Source organism: Microbispora sp. H10949 (assembly GCF_014161435.1).
Taxonomy (GTDB): Bacteria; Actinomycetota; Actinomycetes; order Streptosporangiales; family Streptosporangiaceae; genus Microbispora; species Microbispora triticiradicis.
In genome coordinates this window covers 251583-278068 of record NZ_JABBWZ010000007.1, presented here as the reverse complement: position 1 = coordinate 278068, position 26486 = coordinate 251583, and the positions used below count along the sequence as shown (strand labels likewise).

Annotated in this window: 26 protein-coding genes, 1 tRNA gene, 1 pseudogene and 1 riboswitch; of the genes and pseudogenes, 15 read left to right on the top strand and 13 right to left on the bottom strand. The window is 72.0% G+C overall.

Translation table 11 applies throughout. The features are described 5' to 3' along the window. Positions 1 to 529: 529 nt before the first annotated feature. Both HHX40_RS20605 and HHX40_RS20600 read left to right on the top strand, forming a co-directional pair. The gene (locus tag HHX40_RS20605; RefSeq protein ID WP_220499357.1) at positions 530 to 1255 is read left to right on the top strand and encodes an SDR family NAD(P)-dependent oxidoreductase; all 726 of its coding nucleotides are present in this window, start codon (positions 530 to 532) and stop codon (positions 1253 to 1255) included. Positions 1256 to 1408: 153 nt separating this feature from the next. Continuing rightward, positions 1409 to 2287, top strand: coding sequence for an ABC transporter substrate-binding protein (locus HHX40_RS20600; protein WP_182881892.1), 879 nt, complete (start codon positions 1409 to 1411; stop codon positions 2285 to 2287). A 398-nt stretch (positions 2288 to 2685) separates the two neighbouring features. Here HHX40_RS20600 and HHX40_RS20595 read toward each other — a convergent pair. Beyond that, positions 2686 to 2774: transfer RNA gene (locus tag HHX40_RS20595), tRNA-Ser, on the bottom strand. Between the two features lie 93 nt (positions 2775 to 2867). Beyond that, positions 2868 to 5378 (bottom strand): AAA family ATPase, encoded by a 2511-nt coding sequence (locus tag HHX40_RS35825; protein ID WP_396788113.1) that lies wholly within the window; start codon positions 5376 to 5378, stop codon positions 2868 to 2870. 115 nt (positions 5379 to 5493) lie between these two features. Here HHX40_RS35825 and HHX40_RS20585 point away from each other — a divergent pair, with 115 nt between their 5' ends. Continuing rightward, a complete protein-coding gene (locus HHX40_RS20585; protein ID WP_182881891.1) occupies positions 5494 to 6456 on the top strand; it encodes an NAD(P)H-quinone oxidoreductase in 963 nt (320 codons plus the stop codon). Between the two features lie 65 nt (positions 6457 to 6521). Next, entirely contained in the window at positions 6522 to 7046 is a 525-nt protein-coding gene (locus HHX40_RS20580; RefSeq protein ID WP_117409853.1) for a bacterial proteasome activator family protein, read from the top strand. Here the strand turns inward: HHX40_RS20580 and HHX40_RS20575 are convergent. After that, a complete protein-coding gene (locus HHX40_RS20575) occupies positions 7037 to 7855 on the bottom strand; it encodes an HAD family hydrolase (protein ID WP_182881890.1) in 819 nt (272 codons plus the stop codon). The genes HHX40_RS20580 and HHX40_RS20575 overlap by 10 nt on opposite strands. Positions 7856 to 8094: 239 nt before the next feature. Here HHX40_RS20575 and HHX40_RS20570 point away from each other — a divergent pair, with 239 nt between their 5' ends. Further along, on the top strand, positions 8095 to 8298 hold the full coding sequence (locus HHX40_RS20570; protein ID WP_041952879.1) for a cold-shock protein: 204 nt from the start codon (positions 8095 to 8097) through the stop codon (positions 8296 to 8298). 260 nt (positions 8299 to 8558) lie between these two features. Here HHX40_RS20570 and serS read toward each other — a convergent pair whose 3' ends face one another. The 3 genes from serS to HHX40_RS20555 form a co-directional block, all read right to left on the bottom strand. Further along, a complete protein-coding gene (gene serS, locus HHX40_RS20565; RefSeq protein ID WP_182881889.1) occupies positions 8559 to 9824 on the bottom strand; it encodes a serine--tRNA ligase in 1266 nt (421 codons plus the stop codon). 38 nt (positions 9825 to 9862) lie between these two features. Beyond that, positions 9863 to 10783 carry a prephenate dehydratase gene (gene pheA / locus HHX40_RS20560; RefSeq protein ID WP_117409856.1) on the bottom strand — a complete coding sequence of 307 codons (921 nt, stop codon included), beginning with the start codon at positions 10781 to 10783 and terminating at the stop codon, positions 9863 to 9865. Positions 10784 to 10918: 135 nt separating this feature from the next. After that, entirely contained in the window at positions 10919 to 12277 is a 1359-nt protein-coding gene (locus HHX40_RS20555; RefSeq protein ID WP_310738208.1) for a glycosyltransferase 87 family protein, read from the bottom strand. A 161-nt stretch (positions 12278 to 12438) separates the two neighbouring features. Between HHX40_RS20555 and HHX40_RS36885 the strand changes: the two genes are divergently transcribed. Beyond that, complete coding sequence (locus HHX40_RS36885; RefSeq protein WP_259403759.1) at positions 12439 to 14802, top strand: hypothetical protein; 2364 nt, start codon at positions 12439 to 12441, stop codon at positions 14800 to 14802. Positions 14803 to 15364: 562 nt separating this feature from the next. On the opposite strand, the pseudogene mptB reads toward HHX40_RS36885, so the two are convergent. The 3 genes and pseudogenes from mptB to HHX40_RS20540 all read right to left on the bottom strand — a co-directional run. Further along, positions 15365 to 15958 (bottom strand): annotated as a pseudogene (gene mptB / locus HHX40_RS36880) (polyprenol phosphomannose-dependent alpha 1,6 mannosyltransferase MptB); the annotation flags it as partial. Between the two features lie 242 nt (positions 15959 to 16200). Further along, entirely contained in the window at positions 16201 to 16938 is a 738-nt protein-coding gene (locus HHX40_RS20545) for a glycosyltransferase family 2 protein (protein WP_182881887.1), read from the bottom strand. A gap of 13 nt (positions 16939 to 16951) precedes the next feature. Next, positions 16952 to 17302 carry an STAS domain-containing protein gene (locus HHX40_RS20540; protein WP_117409882.1) on the bottom strand — a complete coding sequence of 117 codons (351 nt, stop codon included), beginning with the start codon at positions 17300 to 17302 and terminating at the stop codon, positions 16952 to 16954. A 277-nt stretch (positions 17303 to 17579) separates the two neighbouring features. On the opposite strand from HHX40_RS20540, the gene HHX40_RS20535 reads away from it, so the two are divergent. From HHX40_RS20535 to HHX40_RS20520, 4 genes are all read left to right on the top strand, one after another. Further along, on the top strand, positions 17580 to 18026 hold the full coding sequence (locus HHX40_RS20535) for a hypothetical protein (protein ID WP_259403758.1): 447 nt from the start codon (positions 17580 to 17582) through the stop codon (positions 18024 to 18026). Positions 18027 to 18155: 129 nt separating this feature from the next. Next, positions 18156 to 18647 (top strand): DUF2975 domain-containing protein, encoded by a 492-nt coding sequence (locus tag HHX40_RS20530; protein WP_182881886.1) that lies wholly within the window; start codon positions 18156 to 18158, stop codon positions 18645 to 18647. Further along, positions 18647 to 18871 carry a helix-turn-helix domain-containing protein gene (locus HHX40_RS20525; RefSeq protein ID WP_138459643.1) on the top strand — a complete coding sequence of 75 codons (225 nt, stop codon included), beginning with the start codon at positions 18647 to 18649 and terminating at the stop codon, positions 18869 to 18871. Before HHX40_RS20530 ends, HHX40_RS20525 begins: the two co-directional genes overlap by 1 nt. Before the next feature lie 272 nt (positions 18872 to 19143). Next, positions 19144 to 19302 carry a hypothetical protein gene (locus tag HHX40_RS20520; protein WP_165900884.1) on the top strand — a complete coding sequence of 53 codons (159 nt, stop codon included), beginning with the start codon at positions 19144 to 19146 and terminating at the stop codon, positions 19300 to 19302. A 129-nt stretch (positions 19303 to 19431) separates the two neighbouring features. Here the strand turns inward: HHX40_RS20520 and HHX40_RS20515 are convergent, their stop codons facing one another. Both HHX40_RS20515 and HHX40_RS20510 read right to left on the bottom strand, forming a co-directional pair. Then, a complete protein-coding gene (locus tag HHX40_RS20515; RefSeq protein ID WP_208758804.1) occupies positions 19432 to 20553 on the bottom strand; it encodes a sensor histidine kinase in 1122 nt (373 codons plus the stop codon). Further along, positions 20550 to 21251, bottom strand: a complete 702-nt coding sequence (locus tag HHX40_RS20510) for a response regulator transcription factor (protein ID WP_138459644.1) — start codon at positions 21249 to 21251, stop codon at positions 20550 to 20552. The genes HHX40_RS20515 and HHX40_RS20510 overlap by 4 nt, the downstream gene beginning before the upstream one ends. A gap of 248 nt (positions 21252 to 21499) precedes the next feature. Between HHX40_RS20510 and HHX40_RS20505 the strand changes: the two genes are divergently transcribed. Genes HHX40_RS20505 through HHX40_RS20490 form a run of 4 tightly spaced genes read left to right on the top strand, consistent with a single transcriptional unit; the run spans position 21500 to position 23236 of the window. Then, positions 21500 to 21667: a hypothetical protein gene (locus HHX40_RS20505; protein WP_182873082.1), complete on the top strand. Its 168-nt coding sequence runs from the start codon at positions 21500 to 21502 to the stop codon at positions 21665 to 21667. Between the two features lies 1 nt (position 21668). Further along, positions 21669 to 21962, top strand: a complete 294-nt coding sequence (locus HHX40_RS20500; RefSeq protein ID WP_182881885.1) for a DUF6412 domain-containing protein — start codon at positions 21669 to 21671, stop codon at positions 21960 to 21962. A gap of 59 nt (positions 21963 to 22021) precedes the next feature. Next, the gene (locus HHX40_RS20495) at positions 22022 to 22684 is read left to right on the top strand and encodes a YidC/Oxa1 family membrane protein insertase (protein ID WP_182881884.1); all 663 of its coding nucleotides are present in this window, start codon (positions 22022 to 22024) and stop codon (positions 22682 to 22684) included. Positions 22685 to 22738: 54 nt separating this feature from the next. Beyond that, positions 22739 to 23236 (top strand): GNAT family N-acetyltransferase, encoded by a 498-nt coding sequence (locus HHX40_RS20490; protein ID WP_310738207.1) that lies wholly within the window; start codon positions 22739 to 22741, stop codon positions 23234 to 23236. A gap of 8 nt (positions 23237 to 23244) precedes the next feature. On the opposite strand, the gene HHX40_RS20485 is transcribed toward HHX40_RS20490, so the two are convergent. After that, positions 23245 to 23697, bottom strand: coding sequence for an ATP-binding protein (locus tag HHX40_RS20485; protein ID WP_310738206.1), 453 nt, complete (start codon positions 23695 to 23697; stop codon positions 23245 to 23247). Positions 23698 to 23997: 300 nt separating this feature from the next. On the opposite strand from HHX40_RS20485, the gene HHX40_RS20480 reads away from it, so the two are divergent. Continuing rightward, positions 23998 to 24561 (top strand): methylated-DNA--[protein]-cysteine S-methyltransferase, encoded by a 564-nt coding sequence (locus tag HHX40_RS20480; protein ID WP_117409866.1) that lies wholly within the window; start codon positions 23998 to 24000, stop codon positions 24559 to 24561. A gap of 45 nt (positions 24562 to 24606) precedes the next feature. Here HHX40_RS20480 and HHX40_RS20475 read toward each other — a convergent pair whose 3' ends face one another. After that, positions 24607 to 25944 carry a purine-cytosine permease family protein gene (locus HHX40_RS20475; protein WP_182881883.1) on the bottom strand — a complete coding sequence of 446 codons (1338 nt, stop codon included), beginning with the start codon at positions 25942 to 25944 and terminating at the stop codon, positions 24607 to 24609. Continuing rightward, positions 25935 to 26045: riboswitch (TPP riboswitch) on the bottom strand. It overlaps the preceding gene by 10 nt. Between the last annotated feature and the right edge of the window lie 441 nt (positions 26046 to 26486).

The window sequence follows — 26486 nt, the reverse complement described above, 5'->3', positions numbered from 1 at the left end:
CTGCAGCACGGCGGGTTCGGCGACGTCGCCCCAGCGGCCGGTCGTGACCCGCCTGTCGATCGCCCGCACACCCGCGACGATCTCCGCGGTGGTGAAGGCGCAGTGGCCCTGGCGCGCGACGTACGCCTGCCGGAGCAGCCGATCATGGCAGCTCTTTTACCCCGTCAAGACCATGCCGAATGTTCGCCACCTCTCAGGAGCGGACCGGACGAGCGTCGATCAGGAGTCGGGACCATGGACGGCGACGGCATGCGACGACGTCCCGCGCACGCTACGCGAACTCGCGCAGGCCGTCGTCATCGGATCCGGTGTTCGACAAGCAGGTCAAGCCCGGGGGCCGGTCGTCGCGGAGGGTGGGCGAACACCGTCCGGGTAAGCAACCGAGCTACGGCGATTCGACGCGCCCCGAGTGCGCCGGGCCGGGTCGCCCCGGCATCGACGATGAACAACTCCGGGCGGTCATACCGACGGCCCACGAGGATGAGCAGGAGGTGAACCCGTGAGTGGGGCAACCGGCAGGGTGGCATTGGTGACAGGGGCCAGCAGCGGAATCGGTGCGGCCACCGCGCGTCTTCTGGCCGCGCGAGGAATGCGGGTGGTGGTCAACTACCTCCGCAGCAGCATGGCAGCCGAGGAGGTCCTGGTCGGCATCGAGGCCGCAGGAGGCCAGGCCATGACCGTGCAGGCCGACGTGCGGGAGGCGGCGGCGGTCCAGAGCATGATCGAGCAGGTCCAGGCGGCATGGGGCGGCATCGACGTGCTCGTGCACAACGCGCTCACCCCGTACGTGATCAAACCGTTCCAGGACATGACGTGGGAAGAACTCGGCGGCAAGCTCGACGGCGAGATGCGTGCGGCGTTCGCGGTCACCAAAGCCGTCCTGCCCGCCATGACCGAACAGGGCTGGGGACGCATCATCTATCTCGGTACTGGCCTCAGCCACCGGCCCCGGGAGGGCATGCTCGCACTGGGTACGGCCAAGGCCGCACTGGCGCAGTTTGCCCGGTACCTCGCCCAGGAACTGGGCCCGCGGGGCATCACGGTCAACATCGTCGAGCCCGGCCCGGTGGAAGGCACCCGCATGGCGGATGCGTTGGACGAGGACGACAAGCAGCGGCAGGTGGCCGCTACCCCCCTGGGCCGCCTGGCACACCCTGGCGACGTCGCCCAAGCGGTCGCCTTCTACGCCAGCGAGGACAACGCCTTCATGACCGGCACCACGGCTGCGGTCAACGGCGGGATGTCCATGTACTGACGCCCCGCTGTCCTGCGCACACGGGGCCGTACCGTCCCGGTCCGGCCGACGGCCGGACCCCATCCGCACACCGTCACCTCGGCACCATGGGCCGCACGGCCGGCCCGCGGCACGTGCGGGCGCATGGCGGTGACACGATCAAGGACAACGGTCATGTACACGATCGATCTCGCCTACGTCGGGCGGGGCCTGCACGAGGAACTGGTCGCCTACATCGCCGACCAGCAGGGCTACTACGTCGACGAGGGCGTCCACGTCGCGCTGCACGACGGATGCTCCTGGGACGAGGAGCGACTCCGCCACGGCGCCACCATCGGGCTCGGCCGGGCTCTGCTGTCCCGACTGGCCGCCGGCATCCCGTGGGTCGCACTCAATGTCAACACCCACCGCCCGCTGTTCTGGTTCCTCGCCCGGCCCGGCCTGACCTCCCTGGCCGACCTGGCTGGCCGGAGGCTGGCGGTACACGCCCCCCACACCGCACCCGGGTGCTTCTCCCGGATCGTGCTGCGCCAGGCCGGCCTCGACCCGGACCGCGACATCCACACCATTGTTCGACCGCCCGGCGACTACGGTATGGACCTGCGCTGGCTGCACGACGGCAGGATCGACGCCGCCCTGGTCGGCAGCACCATGGCACCGGAGGCGATAGCCGCCGAGCACGGCTGGCAGGTGCCGGCCTGGGTCGGCGACCACTTCCAGATCCCCACCGTGGGCGTGGCCGTCGACCCCACCTACATCCACCCGGACGACCCTGCGGTCCAGGCCGTCGTACGAGCCCACCGGCGCGCCCTGCAGGTGATCCACAACGACCCCGACACCACGGTGCGGCACATCCAGACGTTCCTTGGCCGACACACCGCAGACGAAGCCCGAGCCCACCACGAGACGTTCATCGCACCGTATTTCGCCACCGACGGCCAAGCCGATCTCACTGTCGGCGCCACCGCGATCACCGCGGTCGCCGCCGAACTCGGCGTTCCCGCCACCGTCACCGCAGCCGACTTCTACCGCACCGCGACCATCACACCCTGAGCCCGGCGACGCCGGCGCTGCCGAAGCGCAGGCAGTACCTCAAGACCGCCCACGCGGAGACGCCGTGCCCTGCAAGCACTCACCGACCAAGCGTTCGACCACCTCGCCGCGTCCTCTCCGTCCGCTCTGGGTGCCGACAAGCTACTTGTGTGACCTGCAGTGATGCGGATCTGTTCACCGAGGATGGGCGTCTGCCCACAGTGCCGCATGTGCCTGCGCGCGGTTTCCTCTGCTGGCAGTCGCACGTCCGGGCCTACCAGGGGACATACCTCGAGATCCATTCCGCGGACAGCGGCCGAGGGCTGCTCAGGGTGGCGTACGGCTGCGCATGGCTGAAACGATCAACGGCGTCTGAACCGAGCGAAACCGCTGGTCAGACGCCGTTTTGGCTGGTTGTGCGGAGAGCGTGGGATTCGAACCCACGAGACCGGTCACCCGGCCTAGCGGTTTTCAAGACCGCCGCCATCGTCCACTAGGCGAGCTCTCCCTGGCGGCGCCTCGTTCGAGGCGCCACGCCGCAGACTAGTCTCTCACCGCCCCGGACGTGACCGCGACCGGTGAAAAAGATCAGTCGATGCCCCTACAGGTGGTCCGGGATCTCGGAGAACTTGCGCTCGACCAGTGCCTGCGGGCCGGCGAAGCCGTCGCCGACGGAGGCGGCCAGGCGGAGGTAGGCGTCCCGGGTGGCCTGCTGCAGCCGGTCCAGGTCGATCTCCGCTCCCTCCTCCAGGTGCGGGTCGTACGGCACGCGGACGACCGTACGGCAGCGGGCGGCGAAGTGGGCCTCCAGCTTGTCGAGGTCGACCGTCGACTTCGACCGTGGCCGTACGCTGCAGAGCACCACGGTGGCGGACCGGACGAGGTCGCCGTAGTGGTGCGCCTCCAGCCAGTCCAGCGTGGCCGAGGCCGCGCGGGCGCCGTCCACCGAGGGCGAGCTGACCAGCACGATCTGGTCGGCCATACCCAGCACGCCCGACATGGCCGAGTGCAGGAGCCCCGTACCGCAGTCGGTGATGCAGATGGAGTAGAAGTTCTCCAGCACCTGCGCCACCGAGTGGTAGTCCTTGGCGCTGAACGCCTCCGACACCGACGGGTCGCGGTCGGACGCCAGGATCTCCAGCCGCGAGGGCGTCTGCGAGGTGAAGGCCCGGATGTCCACGTACCGCTTGATCTGGGCGCGTTCGTTCAGCAGGTCGCGTACGGTCGCCGACGTCTCCAGCTCCACCTTGTCGGAGAGCGTTCCACGGTCCGGGTTGGCGTCGACGGCGATGACGCGGTCACCGCGCACCTGCGCGAGCGTGGCGCCCAGGCCGACGGTCGTCGTGGTCTTGCCCACCCCGCCCTTGAGGCTGAGCACCGCGACCCGGTGATGCCCCGTGGCCACCGGCGTACGGGCGCGCTGGACGAGTTCGCGGCGGCGCCGCACCTCCGGGGCCTCACCCGGCTTGATCAGCCCGGCGGAGGCCTTGTAGACCAGGCGCCGCCAGCCTGTCGCGGGAGCGTTCCTGCGGCCGCGCAGGAGGACGACCGGGTCGAGACTGTCGGCGTTCGGCTTGGACCCCGCCGTCTTGGGACCTGTGGCGCGCGCCGGTGAGTTGAACGCGGAGACGGGCGGAGCGGGCCGCCGCGGCGACTGGTACGCCTCCCGCTCCGCGAACGCGTCCCGCTCCGGGACAGCCGGAGCATCCGGGATGACCGGAGCGGCCTCGGCGGTGGAGCGAGGCGGGACGGCGGAACGAGCGGGAGCGGTGGGGTACGCGGAGGCGGCAGGGCGTTCCGGAGCCGGTTCGGGAGCCACAACGGGCTCCGGCGCCACGGCCTGTTCGGGCGCGGGGGTCGCCGCCGGGCCCGGCTCGTACGGCTTGCGCTCCTCGGCCGCCAGGTCGTCCCGCAGCGAGCCGGTGAAGCGGTCATCCGCACGCTCGTGCCGCAGCGAGCCGGTGAAGCGATCGTCGGTGCGCTCGGACCGCAGGGAGCCGGTGAAGCGATCGTCGGTGTGCTCAGACCGCAGCGAGCCGGTGAAGCGATCGTCCGTACGCTCGGGCCGCGGGGGCGCGAACGACGACGAGGCCTCCGAGGGGGCCGGAGGCTCCTCCGGCTCGGCGTCGGTGGCGTCCTCCTGCCTGACGGCCTCGACCGGCACCGCCGGCTCCAGCCAGCCTCGCAGCGGCTCCTTCGACTCGGACGGAGGGTCCGGCGTGTGACGCTTACGCGTCTCGGTGTCCGAGAACGCCCCGATGTTGTAGGAGTCGGTGTCCACGGGCGACGAGAACGCGCCACGCCCGAAGGCCCCTCCAGGCGACGGGGTGGAGTGGTCGTCGCCGTCCTCCTCCTCGTCCCGGCTCGCGGCCGGAGACTCCGGCGCCGGCGCGTCCGCCGCATCGCCGAGCTGCGGAGCGCTGACGGGCCCGGTCGACGTCCCCAGAGGCGTGCCGAAGGACGCGGTCGGCGTCCCGAAGGAACTGTACGATTCCCCGCTCTCCGACTCTGTCTCCGTACTTCTGAACGAGGGGAACCGCACGGGACCGGTGGAGGACTCCACCGACCGGCCCTCTTCCCGCTCCTCACTTACGGCCGAGGATTCGTCGGAGCGTTCCGGCCTGACGGGTTCCGGCGGGGTGACGAAGGCCGTTTCGCCATATCCCGTGTCGTTCCCGTATCCCGAGTCGGTTCCATATCCCGAATCGGTGCCGTATCCGTAGTCGTACGCCGAGGTCGCGGCGCTGTCGCCGCTCTGATCACCCGAGCCGTACGCGGCGGAACCGCCGAAACCGGACTCGCGGATCGGGCCGGTGGACGACGCCTCCCGGGCCTCGGCGTCCTCCTGGACCGGTGCGCCGTACGCGGACTCGGTCGTGGCGCGGAACAGCCCGCCGGACGCGGGCTCGGCCGGGACGAGGCTCCAGGGGTCGGCGGGGTACGGCGAGGCGGCCTCGGGCTCGGCGGCGGGCGAGGGCGGTGGAGAGGCGAGGGTCGCGGACGTGACCGCGCTCACCGCTATCTCGACCTCGTCGGGCATCTCCTTGATCGCGTCCAGCCACGCGAGCTGGTCCTCCAGAGAATGGGGATCCTCACGATCATGTCTCGCCACCGAGTACCCCCTCGGGATGGGCTTATGGGGTAGCAATCACATTGAAGATTAGCGCCACGTAATCCGGTGAATGCGGGCAACCGCCCTAGTTCTCCGTCACGCTACTTTAGGTCACATGCGCGCGATGGTGATTTCCGAACCCGGCGGACCCGAGGTTCTGGACTGGCGGGAAGTGCCCGATCCACGTCCCGCCCCAGGTGAGGTGGTCATCGACGTCGCCGCCTCGGCCGTCAACCGGGCCGACCTCCTCCAGCGGCGCGGCCTCTACCCGCCGCCGCCCGGCGCCTCGGAGATCCCCGGTCTCGAGTGCTCCGGAGTGGTCGCCGAAGTCGGGGGGAACGTTCCCGGTATCGCCCCCGGCGACCGGGTCTGCGCCCTGCTCGCGGGCGGCGGGTACGCCGAGCGGGTGGCCGTCCCGTGGCAGCAGGTCATGCCGGTGCCCGAGGGGCTCGCGCTCGACGAGTCGGCCGCGCTGCCCGAGGTCGCCTGCACGGTCTGGTCGAACGTCTTCATGACCGCCCGCCTGCGGAAGGGCGAGACGCTGCTCGTCCACGGCGGCGCGAGCGGCATCGGCACGATGGCGATCCAGCTCGCCAAGGCGTACGGCTCCCGGGTGCTGGTGACGGCGGGCTCGGCCGAGAAGATCGAACGCTGCCGGGCCCTCGGCGCGGACGAGGCGGTGAACTACCACGAGGAGGACTTCGCCGAGCGGTTCGAGAGCCGGGCCGACGTCATCCTCGACATCATCGGCGCGAAGTACCTGGCCGGGAACCTCCGGGCCCTCGCCACCGGCGGCAGGCTGGTGGTCATCGGCATGCAGGGCGGCGCCAAGGGCGAGCTCGACCTCGGGGCGCTGCTCGCCAAGCGGGCGGCGATCCACGCGACCGGCCTGCGCCACCGCCCGGTGGACGACAAGGGCGTGATCTGCCGGGGCGTCGTGGAGAGCGTCTGGCCGCTGGTCACCGCCGGGGCCGTACGGCCCGTGGTGCACGAGCGGATTCCGCTCGACCAGGCCGGACGGGCGCACCGCATGCTCGAGGAGGGGGCCCACGTCGGAAAGCTGCTGCTGGTCAGGTGAGCTAGGTTGGGTCGGGTGAGCACCGGTGTGCCCCAGCGGAGTGAGTCAGGAGTTGTAAGCGATCGATGAACGCAGACGAGAGCACGCCGCAGATCGTGGTCGTGGGCCCGCAGGGCCTGTCGGTCTCCGGCGACGGTAAGGGCGGCGAGCACGAGGAGCGATCCGTCGCCGACCTGGTGGAGCAGCCCGCCAAGGTGATGCGGATCGGCAGCATGATCCGCCAGCTTCTGGAGGAGGTGCGCGCCGCTCCCCTCGACGACGCCAGCCGCAAGCGGCTCAAGGACATCCACCAGAGCTCGATCAAGGAGCTGGAGGAGGGTCTGGCCCCCGAGCTCGTGGAGGAGCTGGAACGGCTGTCGCTGCCGTTCAGCGACGAGAGCCCCACCCCGCCCAGCGACGCCGAGCTGAGGGTCGCGCACGCCCAGCTCGTCGGCTGGCTGGAGGGCCTGTTCCACGGCATCCAGACCACGTTGTTCGCCCAGCAGATGGCCGCGCGGGCCCAGCTCGAACAGATGCGCCGCGCCCTCCCCGGCGGCCTGAGCCAGGCCGCGGACGAGCAGGGCCACCGCGCCGGCGGCCCCTACCTGTAAGGGCCGCGAGGCCGGAAGAGGTTCTCCAGCACCACCGCGACACCGTCGTCGTTGTTGGCCGCCGTCACGTGGTCGACGGCGGCCAGCACGTCCGGGTGGGCGTTCGCCACCGCGTACGACGTGCCGGCCCAGGTCAGCATCGGCAGGTCGTTCGGCATGTCGCCGAAGGCGACCACCTCCGCCGGCTTGATCCCCCGCTCCTCCGCCAGCGTGGCCAGCGCCGTCGCCTTCGTCACCCCGTACGCGCTCATCTCCAGCAGCGCCCGGCCGCTGGAGTGCGTCGGGGTCACGATGTCGCCCACGATCTCCAGGGCCACGCGGACCAGTTCGTCGGGGTCCATCGCGGGATGCTGGGCGAGCAGCTTGGCGCATGGCAGGGAGGTCAGCGCGGCGGCCCCCACCTCACGTCCGCACGACACCTCCCGGGAGTCCCAGCCGCCGAGGGCGTACGCCGCCTCGTGGGCGAAGTCACCCTCGTACTCGACCGAGAACGTCAGGCCCGGCACGTCCCGCCGGAGGCGGGCGACGCACTCCTCCAGGATGTCCGGGGCGATCAGATGCGACTCGACGATCCGCTCGGTGTGCAGGTCGTACACGAGTGCGCCGTTCGCGCAGATCGCGAGCCCGCAGTGCCCCACGGTTCCGGCGACGCTGTGCATCCACCGGGGTGGACGCCCGGTGACGAAGACGAGGGTGCCGCCGGACTTCTCCACCCGGGCGAAGGCGGCGGCCGTACGCGATGAGATCGTTCCGTCGGTACGCAGCGCGGTGCCGTCGAGATCCGTGGCGATGAGGCGGGGGCAGGTCATAGCAGGTTCCAGTCTGCACCGTGACCCGGCACGGCCACCCCTCGACCACCCCTGGTGCGAGAAATCTGCCCCAGACGTGGAACACCAACGGGCTACATAGTGTTAGATGTGAAGGCGTTGTATTAGCTGTTCCCGTAGCGAAAACCAGTTTGACTGTATGAGCCACCCGGGGAGCTGTGCGACACACCGGGGGCCACGAGGTGTGGTCCCCAAGATTCACTTCCTTAGGGAGAGCAGTAATGGCTCAGGGAACCGTCAAGTGGTTCAACGCTGAGAAGGGCTTCGGCTTCATCGCACCGGACGGCGGCGAGCCCGACGTGTTCGTGCACTTCTCCGCGATCACTGGCAGCGGCTACCGCAACCTCGAGGACGGCCAGCGGGTCGAGTTCGAGGTCATCGCCGGTCCGAAGGGTCCGCAGGCGTCGAACGTCCGTGGTCTCTGACCTGACGTGACGAAGGCGGGGCTCGCGCCTGCGAGCCCCGCCTTTCGTATATCCGGGCCCAATCGCCGGCCCGGCCGCCAGGTCTGGTACCGCTCACATGAGGAGGCCTCCGTGCGTGAAAGTTTCACGCACGGAGGCCTCTTCGGGTCCGATCGCCGATCCGGCGAAGAGATTTACATCACTCCTGACGCCCACCCTCACTCGGCCAATCACCCGGCCCCTTCACCAGGCGCCGAAGAGGGCCGCCCGGCGGCGCGTCCCTAACGCGACACCGGCTCCAGAACGTCGAGTCCGACGTACGGCCGCAGCGCCTTGGGCACCACGACGGAGCCGTCCGCCTGCTGGTGGTTCTCCAGGATCGCCACGATCCACCGGGTGGTGGCGAGCGTGCCGTTGAGCGTGGCCACGTGCTGCGGCTTGCCGTCCTCGTCGCGGTAGCGCACCTTGAGGCGGCGGGCCTGGAAGTCGGTGCAGTTCGAGGTCGAGGTCAGCTCGCGGTAGCGGCCCTGGGTGGGCACCCAGCCCTCGCAGTCGTACTTGCGGGCCGCCGACGAGCCGAGGTCGCCGCCCGCCACGTCGATCACCCGGTAGGGGATCTCGACCTTCTCCAGCATCTCCTTCTCCCACGCGAGGAGCCGCAGGTGCTCCTCGTGCGCGTCCTCGGGACGGCAGTAGGAGAACATCTCCACCTTGTCGAACTGGTGGACGCGGATGATCCCCCGGGTGTCCTTGCCGTACGACCCCGCCTCGCGCCGGAAGCAGGACGACCACCCGGCGTACCGCATCGGCAGCGCCGCCCGGTCGAGGATCTCGTCGGAGTGGTACGCCGCCAGCGGCACCTCACTGGTGCCGACCAGGTAGAGGTCGTCGGCCTCCAGCCGGTAGACCTCGCTGGCGTGGGCGCCGAGGAAGCCGGTGCCCTGCATCGACTCCGGCTTCACCAGCACAGGGGTGATCATCGGCGTGAAGCCCGCCTCGACCGCCTGCTGGATCGCCATGTTCAGCAGCCCGAGCTGGAGCCGCGCGCCGGCGCCCTTCAGGAAGAAGAACCGCGCGCCGGACACCTTGGCCCCGCGCTCGGTGTCGATCGCGCCGAGCAGCTCGCCCAGCTCGACGTGGTCGCGCGGCTCGAAGTCGAAGACCGGCTTCTCGCCGACCTCCTCGATGACCACGTAGTCGTCCTCGCCGCCGGGGGGCGCGCCCTCCTCGACGATGTTCGGGACGGTCATGAGCAGCTCGTCGAGCTCGCCCGCCAGCGCGGCGGCCTCGGCCTCGGCCGTCTTCACCTGCGCGGCCAGCTCCTTCGCGCGGTCGAGCAGCGCCTGGCGCTCGTCTCCGGACGCGCGGGACACCGACTTGCCGATGCTCTTCTGCTCGGCGCGCAGCGACTCGAAGTTGTTGAGCGCGGCACGGCGGCGCTCGTCGAGCGACAGCAGGGTCTCCACGACCGAGTCGTCCTCGCCGCGGACGCGCTGCGACGCCCGGAGCCGGTCTGGGTCCTCACGAAGGGTTCGCAGGTCAATCACGGCTCACAGGCTACCGGAGCCGGTGCGGCTCCCGTGTGTCAAGCGAGACCGGCGCGGATCTTTCCGAGCCACTGCGCGGCCTCGTCGAAGTCGCCGTCCGCCGTACCCGGCTTGACCTGCGTGGCGACCCGGTCGGCGCGGGGATAGCTGCCGAGGAAGCGCAGGTCGCCGCAGAGCCGGTGGAGCCCGGAGACGGCCTCGCCGACCCTGGCGTCCGCGATGTGACCCTCCAGGTCGAAGTGGAAGAAGTAACGCCCGATGCCGTCGCCGGTGGGGCGCGACTCGATCCGGGTCAGGTTCACCCCGCGCACGGCGAACTCGCTCAGCATCTCCAGCAGGGCGCCCGGGTGGTCGTCGCGCAGGAAGGCGACGAGCGAGGTGCGGTCGGCGCCGGTCGGCTCGGGCAGCGGCCCCGGCCGGCTCACCTGGATGAACCGCGTCACGGTGTCGGAGCGGTCGCCGATGTCCGAGGCGACGGCGTCGAGCCCGTAGTACTCCCCGGCGATGGCCGGGCTGATGGCCGCGTCGTACGGCGAGCCGGGGAGAGAGACCTCCTGCGCGGCGGCGGCCGTGGAGGATCCGGCGATCACCACGGCTCCGGGCAGCTCGCGCTCGATGAACCCCCGGCACTGCGTGTGCGCGGCGGGATGCGTGATGATCCGCTTGATCTGGGCCAGCTCGGTGCCGGGCCGGACCAGCAGGGCGAACTCGACCGGGAGCAGCACCTCGCCGGTGATGTGCAGCGACCTGCCCTTGGCCAGCTCGTCGAGGGTCTGGGTGATCGCCCCCTCCACCGAGTTCTCCAGCGGGACGACCGCGCCGTCGGCCGCGCCGTCGCGGGCGGCGTCGAGCGCGGCTCCGACGTTGGCGCAGGGCAGGCGCTCGGCGTCGGGCGCCAGGAGTCGCAGTGCCGCTTCACAGAAGGTGCCCTGCGGCCCCAGGTACGCGAGCTTCGACATGCCGTCCAGAGTATCCGCAGGTATCGGCCGTGAGCGCGCCGAATCACCTTCTGTGGAAAACCTGAGGCGATCGCGCTGCCCACCCGGCTGCCGCGCACACCCTCCACGCGGCCCGTCGGCCGCGCGTTCCCGGGGTCAGGCCTTCGCGGCGGGGACCGCGGCAGCGGTGGTGACGGCGGCCCGCCGTCGCGGCAGCCAGGACCCGAGCAGCCAGACCAGGCCGATCGCCCCGAGCCCGAAGGCGTTCTGCACGATCTTCCCGGCGACCGGGCTGAGGATCGGGATCTCCAGCGCCTTGATCGACACTCCCCACCAGGGGATGGGCAGCACGTAGTACAGCCACACGCCGGCCGCGACCAGCAGCCGGACCGGGTCGCGCCCGGACCCGGCCACGGCCGCGACCACCACCACGATCCAGGCGATGTGATGGATCCACGCCACCGGCGACAGCAGCACCGCCATCAGCCCGGTGAGCGCGACCGCCGTCATCGCGTCGCCGTCCAGGTGCGCCCGCCGGGCCTGACGGAAGCCGTACCAGCCGACGGCCGCGACGGCGGCCAGCCAGACGGCCGAGGTCAGCGCGTCGGGCAGGTAGAGCCTCAGCAGCATGCCCCGCAGCGACTGGTTGGTGGTGGCGGCGTTGGCGCCCAGCCGCTCGGAGTCGAGCAGCGCCCCGAACCAGAAGTCCCGCGCGTCGTCGGTGATCACTACGAACGGCAGCAGCGTGAGCACCGCCGCCGTGAACACCGCCATGAACAGAGCCCGCCGCTGCGCGGTGTCCCCATGGCGCTGCGCCGCGTCCCCATGGCGCTGCGCGGTGCTCCCGTGGCGCTGCCTCGGGCCGCTGGGGGCGGTGCCGCTGCGGCCTGGGCCTGCGTCGCGAGGGGCGAACGCGGTGACGGCGAGGTAGACGAGGAACACACCGGGGGTCAGCTTCACCGCCGTCGCCAGCCCGATGAGCATCCCGCGCGGCCACCACGGGCGGCGCACCACGCAGTCGAGCAGGCACAGCGCGAGGAGGAACAGGTCCACCTGGCCGAACCTGACCTGGTCCCTGATCGGCATGAGGTACATGCACGCGGCGCACAGCACGGCGAACAGCGCGGGCGCGGCCAGGGCGCCGCGCACGCCGTCCAGGAAGGCCCGGAACGCGTGCCGGACCGTCACCGCGAGAACGGCGACGACCGCGATCGTCCACACCCACTGCGCGACCGGCCAGGACATCGCGGCGAGCGGCACCGCCAGCATCGCGGCGACCGGCGGGTACGTGAACGGCAGCAACTGGGGCGCCGGCGTGATCACGTCGTAGACGGGCAGGCCCCGCAGGAGTGCCCAGCCGCCCGTACGGTAGACGTCGAGGTCGACGAGGCGCTGGTCGTCCGGATTGGTGAGCCAGTAGGCGATCAGCGGGGACGCGGCGGCGGCCACCGCCACCAGGGCCAGCGCCCATGCCCAGGCGGGCCGGCGGGCCCCGGCGATGCGGCCAGTCGTCACAACCAGGCAGGTTACCGTGGACCGTGGCCGCACCATCGTCGATCATGAGGGAGCCTGGAACAGTGCCATCCGCACCAGCACCGGCGCCGGGCCGGGGACGTTCCGCCGCCCCGCCGGGCCGCGGCGGCGTGCCCGTGAGCCCAGGCCCCCGCTCGGTGCCGATGCTCACCCCTGGCGGCCCCAGCCCTCGCACGGTGCGGGTGCTCCTCGCGGCTCTCCTCACGCTCCTCGTCGCGGCCCTCATCGTGCCCGCCTCTTCCGGCCCGGCCTCCGCCGGAACCACGCCGGCGGGGGGAACCCTGCCGGTGGCTGGAGCCGCGCCGACGGGGCGGGTGGTGGTGATCGGGGTGCCCGGGCTGCGCTGGGCGGACCTCGATCCGGAGCGGACACCCACCTTGTGGGCCCTGGCGGACCGGGGCTCCACCGCGTCGCTGTCCACGCGGGCGGTGCCCCCGGAAGGCCTGCCCGTCACCTGCCCGGCCGCCGGATGGCTGACCGTCTCGGCGGGCCAGCGGGCGGCCTCCCCCGGCCCGGGTTGCGGCGCGATCCCCGCACCCGTGGCCGCCGGCGACGGTACGGCGTCGGTGCCCGGCTGGCCCGCGCTGGTCGCCGCGCAGCAGTCGAGTCCGTTCAAGGCACGGCTCGGGCTCCTCTCCGACGCCGTCACCGCCGCCGGAGGGAAGGTCGCGGCGATCGGCCCGGGGGCCGCCCTCGCCGCCGCCGACGGATCCGGCCGGGTCGCGGCGTACGCCGCCACGCCCGCCGCGCTGCCCGACCTCGCGCCGTACGCACTGGTCGTCGCCGAGGCCGGGGAGATCACCCGAGCCTGGACCGGTGGCCGGGAGGCGAGCCCCCCGGCCACGCGATCCACACCGTCCACAACCCAGGCCACTCCGCCGGCCGCGCCGTCCACAACCCAGCCCGCGCGGTCCACAGCATCGGCCCCGGAATCCACCGCGTTCCCAACCCAGGCCGCGTCGTCCACAACTACGGCCGAGCGGGAGCCGGCCGACCTGGACGGGGAGGCGCGGCGGGAGGCCGTGAGCGCGGCCGACCGGACCGTGGGCGAGGTGCTGTCGAAGGTCCCCCAGGGCGCCACCGTCCTGGTGGCCGGGATCTCCGACTCCGGCTCCGTCGCTCATCTCCACGTGGCGATCGCCTCGGGCGGGCCGTACGGGCGTGGATGGCTGACCGCCGCCTCGACCCGGCAGCGGGCACTGGTCACGATCACCGACATCACGGCCACGGTCACCCACCTGCTCGGCATCCCCACGCCCGAGGGCGTGGTCGGCAGGGCGTGGTCGGGGGGCGGCGCGGCTCCGCCCGCGGCCGAGGCGGCCCGCGGGCTGGCCGACGCCGACCTGGCGAGCCAGGTGCTCAGAGAGGTCAGGGAGCCGTTCTTCATCGCGCTGGTCAGCGCGCAACTCCTGTTCTACGCCCTCGCCGCGATCGTGGTCAGGCGTCACCGGCGCATGCTCACCGCCACCCGCGTGGTCGCCACGGTCAGCGCCGCGCTCCCGGTGTCGATCTTCCTGGCCCAGCTCGTGCCGTGGTGGAGCCTCCGGCACCCGATGCCCGCCCTGCTCGGCACGATCGTGGCCTTCGCCGCCCTCGTGGCGGGGCTCGCGTACGCGGGGCCGTGGCGCGGCCGGGTGCTCGGGCCGCCCGCCGTGGTCGCCGGGGTCAGTTCGCTCGCGCTCCTCGCCGACGTGGTCACCGGCTCCCGGCTGCAGGTGAACGCCGTGGCCGGGTACGAGCCCGTGACCGGCGGCCGGTTCTACGGCTTCGGCAACATGGCCTTCGCCGTCTACTCGACCGGCACCATCCTGCTGCTGGCCGCCGTCGCCCACGCGCTGCGCCGCCGGCCGGGGCTCGCCGTGGCCGTGTGCGTGGCGTACGGCCTGCTCGCGATCGCCGGGGACGGCTGGCCGACCTGGGGCGCGGACTTCGGCGGCGTGCCGTCGTTCGTCCTCGGCGTGGCGGTGTGCGTGCTGATGACCGCGGGCAGGCGGGTGTCGGTCCTCCGGCTCGGCGTGATCGGGCTGGCGGGCGCGGCGCTCATCTCGCTGATCGCGGTGGCCGACTGGCTGCGCCCGGCCGATCAGCGCACCCATCTCGGGGCGTTCGTCCAGCAGATCATCGGCGGCGACGGCGGCTCGGTCGTCGGCCGCAAGCTGGGGGCGATGCTCCACACCCTGGGCAACCTGCCGCTGACGCTGCTGTCGGTGGTCGCGCTGGCGTTCCTGTTCCTCGTGCTGGCCAGGCCCTCGCGGTGGGGCGCGGCGGCGCTCAGCCTGGCCTACGCCCAGGCCCCCGAACTGCGGGCGGGGCTGATCGGCGCGCTGACCGCGGCCTTCGCCGGATTCCTGATCAACGACTCGGGGATCGCGATTCCGGCGATGGCCCTGACGGTCGCGGTGCCGCTGGCGCTGGCGGCGTCCGTACACGCCCTCCAGCTCGCGCCGCCCACCACAGCAGCACGATCGTCAGCGCCAGCAGAAGCGACGGCGCCACCCACTGCCTGACCACGTCGACGCGCCACGACAGGTCGTCCGGCTGGTGCGCCTGGCGCGCGGGGAGATAGGCCAGCGAGAGCACGGTGAGCCGGGCGACCAGGAACGCTTCCAGGCCCGGCCAGGCGACCAGGGCGAGCAGCGCGAAGCCCAGCCCGTCGTACCACGGCAGCGCGTACGGCGTGGCGAACAGCCAGGCCACCGCGACGGCGAGGGCGACGACCGGCCCCTCGCGCTCCGCCACCGGGCGGCCGCGCAGCATCAGGACGGCGAGCGCGGCCAGCAGGAGCAGCGACCCCGTCTGGATCCACGCGTGGTACGCCCCGGACCCGAACACCGCCTGCAGGGCCTTCTTCCCGAGCGCCCACGGGGTGGCGAGCGAGACCGACCTGCTGGCGTTCAGCAGCTGGTCGAGCGAGTGGGGCCCGGCGAGCAGGTACGCCACGACGACGGTGAGCGTGGCGAGCCCGGCCACCAGGGCGAGCCGCCGCGGGTTGCCGCGCAGCTCCCACGCCGTGCCCAGCGCGACCACGCCCACGGTGGCCTTTACGGCGACGCTCAGGCCGAGCGGCACGCCCCGGCGGGCGACGAGCCCGGCCACGACGAGCGCGACCGCGAGGGTGTCGAGGTGCATCCCGGCCACGAGCTGGTAGACGACCAGCGGGTTCGCCGTCCAGAGCAGGGCCGCGCGGCGCTGCCGTACGGAGTCGCCGGCCGTGACACCCCCGGTGCCACGAGCAGCAGCACGAGCAGCAACACGGTGCAGCAGCAGGCCGGTGGCGGCGAACGCGGCGGCGTTGACCAGGGCCATCACGAAGACCGTCAGGCGGACCGAGTCGCCGCCCACGTGGCTCGCCAGAGCCTGTACGGCCGTCGCGACCGGGCCGTACACGCTGGGGGTCCTCGTCCACTCCTCCACGTGGCCGATCACCGGATCGCCGGGCAGGTCGGCGGGCACGGTCAGATAGGGGTCGTACCCGAGGGCCGCCATCCGGCCGTACGCCGCGTAGTTGAGATGGTCGGCCGACCCAGAGGGCGGCAGGAACGCGAGCACCCCGGCGGCGGCGCATCCCGTGAGGACGAGCGTGCGCGCCGTCGGCAGCCGGTCGACACACGACAGCCCGGCGGCCAGGCCGATCGCCCCGAGCACGACCGCCGCGGCGGCCATGGCGACGACGAGACGCCCGTCGGGGGCGAGGCCCAGGGACCAGGGGGGCTGCCACGACTCGGCCTGCCCGGGTGACCCGGGCAGCGCGGGCACCATCGCGGACGGCCCGAGGACGCCGATCGCGATCGTGAGGAGGATCGACAGGCCGCCCGCCGCCACGGCCACGGCCGGCCCGGCGACGGTCCGCGCTTCCACCCGAGAATTCCACCACACGGCCGGGCCGGTCACGCCCGTACGGGCGGCTACCCGCGCGGCGACCTGATCGTGGACAGGGTCTGCCGCACCACGGGCTCGCGGGCGGCGAGGGCCAGGCCGACGTCGCGAAGCTGCCGCGCCCGGTGCACCTGGGAACGCCAGTCGGTGCCGGTGGCCCGGTGCGACATCTCGACCTCGACCTCGACCACCCGGAAGCCCTTCCTGAGGAGGTCGACGGTCATCCCGGTCTCGACGCCGAAGCCGTGCGCGAGCGGGCGGGCCGCCTCGAAGGCGTCCCGGGTGAGGCACCGCTGCCCGTTGAGCGGCTGGGTCGCCTCCCAGCCGGTCAGCCGTTTGATCCCGTCGCGCGCCACCCGTACGACGATGCCGTGGCCGCCGAGCTTGACCCTGGTCGCGAACGTCGCGATGGTCATGTCGGCCTCGCCCGCCCGCACGGGCGCGATCAGCGGGAGGGCCGCCGCCGCCGTCTCACCCAGATCGGCGTCGAGGAACAGCAGGTGACGTGCGTGGTCCGCGTCCAGGAGGCCCGCGGCCTCCGCCCCGCTCTCCATCGCCGCGGCCTTGCCCCTGTTGCGGCTGTGCCGTACGACCCGGGCGCCGGCCGCCCTGGCCACCCGGCCGGTCTCGTCGGACGAGCCGTCGTCGACCACGACCACGAGATCCACGCCGGGCAGCTTCAGGGCGGCGCTCACGGTGGCGCCGATCCGTTCGGCCTCGTCCTTCGCCGGGATCACCACCGCGGTGTCCGGCTCGGGCACTGCCATGTCCCTCATACGCCTAGCCCTGGTGCTCGGCGGTGAGCAGATCGGCGGGCACCGCGTCGTACACGGTGAACACCGAGTCCAGGCCGGTGACCTGGAGAATCTTCCGTACCGCCGGTCTCGGCGCGGCCACCTCCAGCGTGCCGCCGCGCTCCCGCAGCCGCTTGAGCGCGGAGAGCAGCACGTTCATGCCCGTGGAGTCGCAGAACTCCACTCCGGACATGTCGATGACCACCCGGTCCGGCCCGGTGTCCAGCAGGCGGGTGAACTCCGTCTGCAACCGAGGCGCGGTATAGAGGTCGATTTCGCCGAATACGGCCATGACGGCCTGACCGGCGTGGGATTGCGTCGCGACTTTCAGCTCCACGACGCGCACACTAGCGTCGTCCCGGCCCCGGGTCACGTTCCACGGGTTTCGTCGAAGAGTCGTCCGCCCTTTGTCCCCGATTCCGGCCGCATGTAAACGCGGAGTGCGCGAAGCTTGACGCTGAGCGACACCGGCGTCGCCGGATGGAGGGCCCCGGAACCTCCGCGTCCTGGTCGTCACTTCGCGGAAGGAGGGCGGGCGCCTGGGAATGCCACCTGGATCTTCACCACTTGGGAGATCCACGGCCAGAACCCGGAACAGTGGGCCCGACAGCATTATGAACAGTGACATTCCCGAAGATTTCCAGCGTCGCGTGCTGCGGGAGCATCTGGAGACGATCCAGGCGCACACCGAGAAGGCCTCGTCGTGGCGCGCCTCCGCCGAGCCGCTGCGCGGCCTGCTGAACCGCGAGGGGTACGTCCGGGTCAGCGCCCGCCTGGTCGGCGAGGACCTCGACTTCCTCGCCGAGGCCCGCGAGGAGCTGCTGTGCTTCTCCGAGCTCGGCATCCGGCTGCTCGACCTGCACCAGCCCAGGGACGCGGGCGGCATCTCCAGCGACCCGGCGAACCCGATCCTGCGGTGCAGGAGCTGCATGTGGCGCTGGCCCTGCCCCACGTTCCGCGCGATGGCGGAGGCGTTCACGCCGCGCCGCCGGGAGGCCGCACCGGGCCTGCCCTCCTGGCGGGGACAGCTCGAACCGCAGAGAGCCCCCGACCCCGGCTAGCGCATCGCCGCAGAAGGGGGCGGCAGTGTCCCGCGATGATGCGGAACCGCCGCCCATTCTCCGTCCCAGCCTTGATTCATCTATCGATTTTCGATAGATTTCCATCGTATCTCGATGGAAGGGTGAGCCATGGGAAAGCTGACGGTGCTTGCGCTGCGTGCCGTGCTCGTGGTGGTGCTCGCCGGCACCGCGTTCGTACAGGCATTGATGGTGTGGGCATTGGTCAGCGGGAGCGACCCGGAGGACGGGTCGCTCCCGCTGACCCCGCTGCGCGTGATCACGATCCCGGGCATGGTGTCGGTCCAGGTCGCCCTGGTCTGCGTATGGCGGCTGGTGACGATGGTGCGACGCGGAACCGTGTTCTCCCACGCCGCCTTCCGGTACGTGGACGGCGTGATCGGCGCGATCGTGGCGGCTGCCCTCGTGTGGTTCGCGGTCACGGTTCTCAACGCGCCGGGCCAGCGGGACGACCCGGGCGTCACCGTCATCATGGGCGGGGTCGGCGTGGCCATCCTGGGGGTCGCGCTCATCGTGCTCGTGCTGCGGATGCTGCTCGCCCAGGCCGTCGCGCGCGACGTCGAAGCGGCGCAGATGCAGGCCGAGTTGGACGAGGTGATCTGATGCCGATCGCCGTCGACATCGACGTGATGCTGGCCAGGCGGAAGATGTCCGTGGGCGAACTCGCGGACCGCGTCGGGATCACGCCCGCCAACCTGGCGGTACTCAAGAACGGCCGCGCCAAGGCGGTGCGCTTCACGACGCTCGCCGCCCTCTGCGAGGTGCTCCAGTGCCAGCCGGGCGACCTCCTGCGCTGGGAGGCCGACGAGGACGCCGCGGGCGCATGACGCCCCGGGCCGGGCGTGGAAACGCCCGACCCACCGGCCCCCAAGACACGCCGCCGTTCGGGCGCGCCCGCTCAGGGCGTGAACTTTTCACCGCGGCCGCAGTCACGCGCGCCGGATCCCCGGTCGTGGCCGGGGGTGGTCCGCAGGTCACCACCGTGGTTTCCGGGCAGCGGGGCGACGGGGCGACATCGCCGCGTCCCACCGGTTGACCTGCGCCGTCGCGATGAGAACGTGAGGGTGATCGCGCGCAATCAACCGAGGGAAGGAGCCCGATGTTCCACACGATCCAGTCCCTGGGCGACCGCCTGCTCGCCCGCCTGGTACCGCGGGTCGAGGCGTCGGCCACCGTGCCGTGCTGGTGCATGCAGCAGCGGTGGTGCTGCTACGGCGGGAACTACGGCTACTACTGCGGCGAGGTCGGGACCTGCTGAGACCCGCCGTGGCGGGCCGCGTGCGGACGACACCCGCACGCGGCGCCGCTCCTCCGGCGGCCGGGAACGGCCGGCCTGGATCGCCCGTCGCGAGCACCGCCCGGGTCACGCGAAGCCGGGCCTGATCCGTCAGGCACGGCCCAGCGGCAGCGTGATCGTGAAGCGGCAGCCGGGGCCCTCGTTGACCACGCCGATCTCCCCGTCGTGGGCCTCTACGATGCCGCGGGCGATCGCGAGGCCGAGCCCGGCGCCGCCGTCGGGGCCGGGCGTGCGCGCCGCCTCGCCGCGGAACGCGACGTCGAAGACCCGGGGGAGATCCTCCTCCGGGATGCCTCCGCAGCCGTCGAGCACCGACAGCCGGGCGGCCGTTCCGTCCGCCGCCGCGCGCACGAGGACCGTCCCCCCGGCGGGCGTGTGCCGGATCGCGTTCACGACCAGGTTGCGTACGGCCCGGCCGAGATGCCCGGCGTCGGCGTAGACGGGGACGTGCGGGTCGGCCTCGCCGGACAGGCGTACCCGTTCGGCGCGGGCCAGCGGCTCGACGGCGGCCAGAGTGTCGGCCACGAGGTCGCCGAGCCCGGTGCGGGCGAGCGACAGCCGCAGCGAACCCGCGTGGATCCGCGACAGCTCGAACAGGTCCTCCACCATCCCGGTGAGCCGGTCGACCTCCACCCTGATCTGGACGTGGTAGCGCTTGACCGTCTCGGGGTCGTCGGCCACCCCGTCCTCCAGCGCCTCGACCATCGCCCGCATCCCGGCGAGGGGCGTACGCAGGTCGTGGCTGACCCAGGCGACGAGTTCGCGCCGCGCGCTCTCCAGCGCCCGCTCCCGCTCGCGGCCCAGCCGGAGCCGCTCGTACGCCTGCTCCAGGGCGGCGCCGATGGTCCGCAGCTCGGCCGGAAGCGGGGTGGGCGGCGGGGTGAAACGGCCCGAAGGCGGCACGTTCTCCACCGCGGTCACCAGGCTCCTGCTCGCGCGCACCACCGTACGCGCGTTCACCAGCGCCACACCGAGTCCGACGAGGCCGCCGATGGCCACGACGGTGAGCACGATGTTCTTCGGCCGTCCTTCGATGATCATGGCGAGCGTGATGGCGACCACCCCGGCCAATGTCGCGGAGACCGTGACGGCCGCCACCACCGCGAGCATCACGCCGATCGACCGCCGGCGCAGCACCCGCAGCAACGCCAGGCCCAGGGCCGCGATGACGAGGCCGAGCCCGGCGGCGACCGCGACGATCTGGACGATCACGACAGCGGCTCGTAGCGGTAGCCGACACCCCAGACGGTGACGATCCGCCGCGGGTCGGTCGGGTCCGGCTCGATCTTCTCCCGGAGCCTGCGCACGTGGACCGTCACAGTCGAGGAGTCGCCGAAGGACCAGCCCCACACCTGGTCGAGCAGCGCCGCCCGGCTGAACGCCTGACGCGGGTTGCGCAGCAGGTAGACGAGCAGGTCGAACTCGCGGGCGGTCAGGGTGATCTCCTGCCCGCCGAGGCGCACCTCGTGGGCGCCGACGTCCACCACCAGGTCGCCGTCCCGCAGGACGCCGGTTCCCGTCGGCACCAGGGCGCCCCGGGCCCGCCGCAGCACGGACTGGACGCGCAGGGCGAGTTCGCGCGGGCTGAACGGCTTGGTCACGTAGTCGTCCGCGCCGGTCTCCAGGCCGACCACCCGGTCCATCTCCTCGCCCAGGGCGGTCAGCATGATCACGGGAACCGGCCAGCGCTCCCGCAGCTTCCGGCAGACCTGGAGACCGTCGAGCTTGGGCAGCATGAGGTCGAGCACGAGCAGGTCGGGCGGGTCGGCCAGGGCCCGCCGCAACGCCTCGGCGCCGTCGCCCACGCACTCGACCTCGTGGCCGTCCCGCTCCAGGTAGCGGGCGACCACCTCGGCGACGGTCGGGTCGTCGTCGACCACCAGGACACGGGCGGCGGGGTTCGCGGACATCGGACTCCTCGGGGAGGGCACGCCTCAACGGTAAAGCCGCGGGACGACCGCGCCGAGCCCCGTCACCGCCCCGTAAGAACAACCCGCGGGACCAGCGCCACCACGGGGCCCGGGATCTTCCAGCGCACGCGAGTCGGTGGAAAACGGCGCCGATCACGATGATTCACGTGAAACCTCGGCGGCAGCGGGTAGTAGGACTCGCTTGGATCAAGCTCGCGCTTGTCGGACCTACCGCGTAGCGTGTGCCTATGGCCCGTACCGTACTGACCGTTCTGGGGATCCTGCTGGCCCTGTGGCTGGTGTTCGCATTCGTCATCCCCGCACTGTTCGCGACGCTGAAGTTCCTGCTGATCATCGGGATCGTCGCCGCCGTCGCCGTGCTCGCGGTCACCGTCGTGGGGAAGATGTCCCGCTGACGTGAACGCTCTCCAGGCCGCCGTCACGTCACTCGTCCGGCTGCTCGCCGAACTGGTCACCGGATTGGCCGGCGGCTCCGCCGTGCCCTCCGTGGTGGCCTTCGCCGGCGTGGCCGGGGTGGCCGTGCTGGTGTTCGCCTGGATGCTCTCCCGGCTGACCGGGGTCCCCGCCGTCGTGCGGGGCCCGGGCAGACGTTCGTACGACGGTGAGACGGCGATGGTGAGGCTGCGCGATCCCGGCGCGCCCGGCCGCCCCCGTCCCCGCGCACCATCAGGAAGCCTCGCGCTCGCCTGACCACCGATCCGGTCGCGAGCGCCTTCGTCATGCCCTGAATTCAGACGAAAGGCTTCCCCATGTTCGACTTCGTGCTCGACCCCGCCTACCGGCTCATCGACGCGCTCAGCCACGCCACCGGCGCCGGGCTCGCGATCGTCCTCGTCACCCTCGCCGTACGGCTGGCGCTCCTGCCGCTGAGCATCCGTGTCGCCCGTGCTCAGCGCGTCCGGGTCCGGCTCGCTCCCCAGGTGGAGAAGCTCCGCAAGCGGTGGCAGAAGGACCCGGAGCGGCTCATGCGGGAGGTGAACGCGCTGTACGCGGCGGAGGGCACCAGCCAGTTCGCCGGATTCCTCCCGGGCTTCGCGCAGATGCCGTTCTTCATGGTCACCTACCGGCTGTTCACCACCGTGACGATCGCGGGGCATCCGAACCTGCTGCTCGCGCAGGGCGTGCTGGGAGTGCCGCTGGGGGAGCACCTGGGGGCGGCGGTCGCCGGCGCGGGCCTGTTCAGCCCGCCCGTGGTGGTCTTCGCCGTGCTGCTGGCGCTGCTCACCGTCGTGGCCGTGTTCGCCGCCCGCCGGGTGGAGCCCGCGGCTCCGATGCGGCGCCTGCAGGTCCTGCTCCCGTTCTGGACCGTGCTCGCGGCGGCCTTCCTGCCCCTCGCGGCGGGCGTCTACCTGCTCGTGAGCACCGCCTGGGCGACCGCCGAGCGCGCGGTGCTCTACCCCCGGGCCGCCTAGGCCTGCGGGGGCCGGCGCCCGGGCGATCAGGGGTGAGATGGAATTCTGCTCCCTGTGACCGATGCGTACTCGATCAGCACGTGGGCGGGCGGAGACGGCCGGGAGGGGCTGCGCGCGCTCCTCGCGGCCTATCACCTGCGCACCGAGCAGGAGAAGGGCGTCCCGGTGCCCGGCGTGGCCGAGCTGCCCGAGCGATACCGGGCGGAGGTCGAGGACCCCGGAGCGGCCTTCGCGCGGGACGTCGTGCTGGTCGCGCGCCGCGCCGGGACCACGATCGGCTGCGTGGTGCTGACGGAGCCGGTCGGCGGGCGAGCGGAGATCAAGCGGCTCTGGGTGGACCCCGACGAACGCGGCAGAGGCGTGGCCGGGGCGCTCGTCCGGGCCGCGCTGACCCGGGCGCGGGAGGCCGGCCTGCGCTCCGTACGGCTGTCGGTCTGGAGGTGGCGGGCGACGGCGATCGCGCTCTACGAGCGGCTCGGCTTCGCGGTCGTCCCGTCGTGGGACGCGCGCGAGGACCTGCTCTGCCTGGAGCACCCTCTCGGCCGACCGTGACCGGGCGCTCAGCCGACCTCGCGCAGAATCCTGGTTTCGGACGGACCCTGATGTCCGTTACGGTCCGGGGTCGCGACCAGGACGACGGCCCACACGGTGGTGATCTCCGCCTCGTGCCGGACCCCCCAGCGCTCGGCGAGATACTCCACGATGCCCAGCCCCCGGCCGCCCAGTGACGACAGCGTCGGACGGCCCGCCCGCGGCTCGGTGTAGGCGCCGCCGTCGCTCACGGCCACCTCGACCTGGGCGTCCGAGCAGTACCAGGCCACCCTGAGCTGTCCGGACGGGAGAGGGTGGGCGTGCCGCAGCGCGTTGCTGAGCAGTTCACTCAAGATGAGCACCACGTCGTCGACGGCGGTCGCGAGCAGCCCCGCCCCCTGTAGTTCGGCGCTAAGGCGCTGACGTGCGACGGCGACGCTCGACGGTGCGTACGGCAGCATCACGACGCTCGACGCACTCACCTCCCCGATTCCCCCGACTCCCCTTGCACAACGTTTCCCCTTGCACAGCCCAGTACGACCGAAATGCCCCGTCGTATCAGCCGGGAAACCGTGCCCCGGATCACAGCTTGTGCACATTGGACAATAGATCAGTCGCCAAATCGCGACGCCACGCTCCGGACCGTCCCGCCGGAGTGAAGATCCTCCGCATCGCCCGCCCTGGTCAGCCCGGTGAACCCGGCCGGCCCGGCGGCGTTCTCCAGCGCCTCACGAACGCTCCGATACGCTGCCTCCACGCGATGAACAGAAAGTTGGGCGCCCATGTCCACCGAGGACCTCGAAGCCCTGCTCCGCGTGACCACGCCGGGCTACGTCGGCCTGGCCCCGCCCGAGGTGGCGTTCGGCACCACGGACACGCCGGTCGGCCGCCTGGTCCTCGCGGTGACCGCGCGCGGCGTGCTCGCCTGCACCTACGAGGACGAGCACGCGGTCTTCGCCCGGGTGACCCGCGCCGTCGGCTCGTTCATCGGGCCCGACCCGCGCCGCCTCGATCCCCTGCGCCGTGAGCTCGACGCGTACTTCACCGGCAGGCTGCGCACCTTCTCGCTCTCCGTGGACCCGCGCCTGGTCACCGGCTTCTCCCGCACCGTGATCCAGCTGATGCAGGGCGTGCCGTACGGGAGCGTGACCACCTACCAGGAGATGGCCGAGCGGATCGGGCGGCCCCAGGCGCCGCGCGCGGTGGCCGGCGCCCTGTCCGGCAACCCGCTCTGCCTCCTCATGCCCTGCCATCGCGCGGTGGAGGGCCCGGGCTCGCTCGGCGGGTACGCGGGCGGCAAGGCGGCCAAGGAGCATCTGCTCCGCCTGGAGGGCGCGCTGCCCTGATCGGCCGTACGGGCTCAGGCGCCCGTGCTGTCAGACCCCGTGCGATCAGGCCCGGCGCCGGGCGAGCCGGCCGGGCACGGACAGCGCCGCCGTCGCCAGCGCTGCGACCAGGAACGCGGCGAGCGCCGCGTTCATCCACGGCTGGTGGACGAACCCCACGGCGTCGCGAACGTCGGCCCAGAGACCGTCCCACCAGGCCACGGTCGGGGTGACCGTCACGATCCAGTACGCCGCGAACCCGAGGACCCACGGCACAACCATCGGCCACCGCGAAGGGGCGTCCTCGGCCGTGTTCCACCGGGCGGCCCCGCCGAGCAGGAAGTAGTCGACCACGAGGACCGCGAACATCGGCACGAAGACCGCCCCGATCACGGTGAGGAACGCGCCGTAGGAGTTCACGTCGGCGAGCAGCGCGATCAGCGTGGTGAGCACGCCGATCACGACCGAGATCACCCGGCGGTCCCAGCGCGGCGCGAGGTTCTGGATCGACACGGTCGTCGAGTAGACGTTCGCGAACGACTGGTCGGCCTCGCGCACCACCAGGACGCCGAAGAACAGGAGCCCGAGCGGGGCGGCCACGAACGGGTCCCACACCTTGTCGGGGTCGTTGCCCACCAGCGCCAGCGCGGCGATGCCGAGGGCCAGGCAGGCGACCTGCGCGATCGTGTAACCGGCCACCACCCCGGTGAACGCCGCGCCGCTCGACCGCGAGTGCCGCGCGTAGTCGGCGGCCATCGGCACCCACGACACCGACAGCGCGATCACGTAGTCGACGGCCGGGGCGAAGGCGTCCCAGGAGCCGCCGCCCACGGAGGGTCCGCGGGTGAAGAGGGCGACCGACAGCCAGATCATCGCGACCACGACGCCCGCGGTGACGTAGCGGCGCAGCAGGCGCAGCGCGCCGAGCGGCCGGATCGTCAGCGCGATCGTCAGCGCGCCCGCCGCGACCGCCCACACCGCGTACGGCACCGCCGTCCCCGACAGCGCCTGCGCGCCCTGCGCGATGACCCACAGCTCGAACGCGCCCCAGCCGAGCATCTGCACGATGTTCAGCACGGTCGGGACGTACGACAGGCGGGCCCCGAACAGGCCGCGCAGCAGCACCATGGCGGGCCGGCCGGTCCGGGCGCCGGGGATCGCCGCGAGGCCGACCATCGCCGTGCCCACGAGGCTGCCGACCACGGCGGCCAGCACCGCGGCGGTGAACGTCAGGGGCCTGCCGCCCAGGGGATCGAGCAGGAACAGCGCCCCCGAGAAGCCGAGGAGGCTGACGCCAAGGTTGGCCCAGAACGCCCCCTGGTCGAGCAGCCCGAGGGTCTTCGGGACCTCCTCGTCCAGGGTGAGCGGAACCTCCGCATGCGCGTCGTCGACGACGGCGGTCATCACACGCTCCCTACGCCGGCATTATCCGGACAGGTTCAGGCGGTCGGCAGCGGCTTAGCTGCCCTCTCAGCCCGGTGCCCCGAGCTCCCGCGACTTCCTATGCAGTTGGCGCCCTCATCCTGCCTCATCAGAGGAACTCTGACCACAGTGAGACACATCACGTCCGTCCCACTACTACCGTCCGTCGTCGTACTGCTTTGTGCGAGGGAACCGTGCGCCAGCCCCGTCGGCAGTCGAGGCAAAGCCCGGCTCCTCCAGGTCAAGCCCAGCCGTGCGGCCGGGACAACCAGCGGGCGAGGAAGCTCACCGGGAGCAGGTACACGCGAGGCAGGGCTTGACCCTCCGTCCCCGGCCCGCTGTCGCTTCGCGATGGGTCGACGGCAGACGAGAGATCAGGCCAGCGGATAATGTGCGGGTCCGCACGAACGTGGGAGAACCCGGTGGTTCGAATGCGAATGTCCGCGCAGGAGGCCGTCATAGGTCTGATGAGCTTGGCATTCATAGAGATCCGCACCATGAGTTACCGTCGCGATCCGACGCTC

Coding starts and splice junctions, on each gene's coding strand:
- HHX40_RS20600 (WP_182881892.1), top strand. CDS start 1,409: ATGTACACGATCGATCTCGCCTACGTCGGGCGGGGCCTGCACGAGGAA.
- HHX40_RS20585 (WP_182881891.1), top strand. CDS start 5,494: ATGCGCGCGATGGTGATTTCCGAACCCGGCGGACCCGAGGTTCTGGAC.
- HHX40_RS20580 (WP_117409853.1), top strand. CDS start 6,522: ATGAACGCAGACGAGAGCACGCCGCAGATCGTGGTCGTGGGCCCGCAG.
- HHX40_RS20575 (WP_182881890.1), bottom strand. CDS start 7,855: ATGACCTGCCCCCGCCTCATCGCCACGGATCTCGACGGCACCGCGCTG.
- HHX40_RS20570 (WP_041952879.1), top strand. CDS start 8,095: ATGGCTCAGGGAACCGTCAAGTGGTTCAACGCTGAGAAGGGCTTCGGC.
- pheA (WP_117409856.1), bottom strand. CDS start 10,783: ATGTCGAAGCTCGCGTACCTGGGGCCGCAGGGCACCTTCTGTGAAGCG.
- HHX40_RS36885 (WP_259403759.1), top strand. CDS start 12,439: ATGCTCACCCCTGGCGGCCCCAGCCCTCGCACGGTGCGGGTGCTCCTC.
- HHX40_RS20545 (WP_182881887.1), bottom strand. CDS start 16,938: ATGGCAGTGCCCGAGCCGGACACCGCGGTGGTGATCCCGGCGAAGGAC.
- HHX40_RS20535 (WP_259403758.1), top strand. CDS start 17,580: ATGAACAGTGACATTCCCGAAGATTTCCAGCGTCGCGTGCTGCGGGAG.
- HHX40_RS20530 (WP_182881886.1), top strand. CDS start 18,156: ATGGGAAAGCTGACGGTGCTTGCGCTGCGTGCCGTGCTCGTGGTGGTG.
- HHX40_RS20525 (WP_138459643.1), top strand. CDS start 18,647: ATGCCGATCGCCGTCGACATCGACGTGATGCTGGCCAGGCGGAAGATG.
- HHX40_RS20520 (WP_165900884.1), top strand. CDS start 19,144: ATGTTCCACACGATCCAGTCCCTGGGCGACCGCCTGCTCGCCCGCCTG.
- HHX40_RS20510 (WP_138459644.1), bottom strand. CDS start 21,251: ATGTCCGCGAACCCCGCCGCCCGTGTCCTGGTGGTCGACGACGACCCG.
- HHX40_RS20505 (WP_182873082.1), top strand. CDS start 21,500: ATGGCCCGTACCGTACTGACCGTTCTGGGGATCCTGCTGGCCCTGTGG.
- HHX40_RS20495 (WP_182881884.1), top strand. CDS start 22,022: ATGTTCGACTTCGTGCTCGACCCCGCCTACCGGCTCATCGACGCGCTC.
- HHX40_RS20480 (WP_117409866.1), top strand. CDS start 23,998: ATGTCCACCGAGGACCTCGAAGCCCTGCTCCGCGTGACCACGCCGGGC.
- HHX40_RS20475 (WP_182881883.1), bottom strand. CDS start 25,944: ATGACCGCCGTCGTCGACGACGCGCATGCGGAGGTTCCGCTCACCCTG.